The organism is Lentimicrobium sp. S6 (genome assembly GCF_013166635.1).
Taxonomy (GTDB): domain Bacteria; phylum Bacteroidota; class Bacteroidia; order Bacteroidales; family UBA12170; genus UBA12170.
This window is the reverse complement of the sequence record NZ_JABKBZ010000172.1, coordinates 1-2,733: the sequence shown is the minus strand read 5'-3', so window position 1 is coordinate 2,733 and position 2,733 is coordinate 1. Positions and strand designations below refer to the sequence as shown.

Here is a 2,733-nt window from a genome sequence, read left to right as displayed (position 1 = left end):
ATTGGTGGTGGGATTTTGGAGACCCAACTAGCGGCGCCTTTAACTTTAGCACGGCTCAAAACCCTACACATGCTTTTACTGCTCCAGGCATATACGACGTGCAACTCATCACCAAGGCATTTGGATATGATACCATAGTTCAGCAAGTGATAGTGAGAGAAGGACCTACTTCGGCCTTTGACTTCACCACGCCTTGCCAAGGAGAAAACGCCATCTTCACCGACCTGAGTGTAGCAGGTGCAGCACCTATTGAAAGCTGGTTCTGGGACTTTGCCGATGGAAGCACATCCACCGAGCAAAACCCAACACATCTTTATCAGTTTTCTGGTAATTATTTGGTAGACCTCACGGTAACAGATACCAATGGCTGTGAGCACAGCATTACTCAAAATGTAACCATTTGGCAAGGACCTACTGCCAAGTTTAACTATTATAGCGCCTGCGCCGGTAGCTCTACCTATTTCATCGATAAGAGTATTATTGATGGAGCCGCGGTAGTGAGCTGGGAATGGAGCTTTGGGGACCCTGCAAGTGGTAGTAACAATTATTCCACAGAGCAAAATCCTAGTCATGATTTTAGCACTGTAGGAACCTATGAAATTATCCTCATAGTAGAGGATGGCAATGGATGTAGCGATAGCGATACCACTTTAATCGTGGTAGAACCTGCTCCCGTGGCCGACTTTAGAGCCGACTCGGTTTGTTTTGGTGAAGTCACCCACTTTGTGGATATGAGTTTTTCTAGTGGTCAGCCTATCAATAGCTGGTTTTGGGAGTTTGCCGATGGAAATACTTCTACCGATGCCAACCCTAATCATACTTATGCTGCACCCGGAACCTATGATGTGATATTGGTGGTAGAAACTGATGCAAGCTGTTCCCATGAAATCGTAAAAACGGTGAAAGTACATTATCTCCCTACTGCCAATTTCGAATGGCAAGGAGGACTCAGCTGCGAAGGAGACACCACTCGCTTTACCGACCTGTCTTCTTCCACCGGAAGTGGAGTCATAGATACCTGGAGCTGGAACTTTGGAGACGGGAATACCAGTAGTCTTCAGAATCCAAACCATCTTTATACTAACACGGGTAATTATCCAGCAACCTTAACAGTAACCGATATCAATGGCTGCGAAAGCAGTCTCACACAAGTGGTGGCTGTGAGTCAAGATCCAGTGAGTAATTTTACTTTTGAAAATATCAGCTGCGATAGCTTGCAGTTTACCTCTACTGCCTATGAGCCCAATGGTCAGGACCTTATTGCTTGGTTCTGGGACTTTGGTGACCCTGCCAGTGGAGTGAATAATACTTCTACAGCTCAGCATCCCATACATCGATTTACCGATGAGGGCGTTTATACCGTGATGCATGTGGTGACCAATGAAGGACTTTGTAGCGATACTGCCTTTGTGGAAATCACCATCACCAAAGCCATAGCAGACTTTAGCTTTGAAGCGGCTTGTGCTGGACTTTCTACCAACTTCACCGATTTGAGTAGCAGTACTAGCGACCCAATTGTGAGTTGGAGCTGGGACTTCGATGATGGACAAACTAGTACTCTTCAAAACCCAAGTCATGTGTTTGATGTGGGAGGATTGTATTTGGTAAGCTTGACGGTGACCTCTGATGGTGGCTGTGTGAGCGAAAGAGCCTATAATGTGAGTATTGGATATGGCCCAACGGCGGCATTCTTCCATACGCCTACACAATGTACTTCGGATAGCATCTGGTTTACCGATGTAAGTACTTCTGATCATGATATCACCAGCTGGAGCTGGCAATTTGGAGACGGCACCACTAGTGCTACTCAACACCCTGCTCACCTCTATGCCCTTCCCGGGGAATATCTCGTCAAACTAAAGGTGACTGATAGCAATGGTTGTACTAATGAAGTGATAGAGAGTCTCATCATAGCACCCTCCCCAACAGCGAATTTCAATTTTGATATTCCTAATTGTGATACCACCTTCTTCACCGACTTTAGCAATCCAAATGAAACCAATATCATTGCTTGGTATTGGAACTTCGATGATCCGGGTTCTGGAAGTAATAATGTGAGTTTTGTGCAGAATCCAACACATAAGTTTAGTCAAACGGGAGCTTATAATGTGAGCCTGACGGTGAGTAATGAACAGCTTTGCTCAGACATCATCACCAAGGAAATCCGCTATACCACTCAGCCACTGCCCGACTTTATCTTCGATACGGTCTGCTTAGGAGATACCACTCATTTTATGGACATCACCGCTACCGAGGCCCAGACTATCTTGTCTTGGGAATGGGATTTTGGAGATGGCACCACTTCACCAGAGCAAAACCCAAATCACCGTTATGCGGCGGATGGTATTTATCCCGTGAAACTAAAAATATTAAATAATAGCTTCTGTACAGATAGCATCATCAAGGATGTACTCATTCGTGAGCTTCCAATGATATCATTTGCGCCTGATAGCGCTTGTATCAATCAAGAGGTGACTTTTGTTGACCAGAGCATTAGTGGTGGCGATAGTATCACAGCTTGGTTCTGGGACTTTGGTGATGGCACAACAAGTACCGATGAGTCGCCAGTGCATACTTATACTGAATTCGGAACATTTACTATTACCCACAGTGTGGAGAATAACTTTGGATGTACACAGGTGGCCACGGCTCCTTTCTATGTGAATCCTCTTCCTGTGATTGACTTTAGCTTTAATAATGCTTGTTTGGGTAGCGCGACTCAGTTTAACGACT

General features: G+C 45.3%; 1 protein-coding gene. It reads left to right on the top strand.

Annotation, left to right across the window (positions count from 1 at the left end):
* The coding region (locus tag HNS40_RS22080; RefSeq protein ID WP_172284880.1) for a PKD domain-containing protein at positions 1–2,733 on the top strand (2,733 nt) is incomplete at both ends.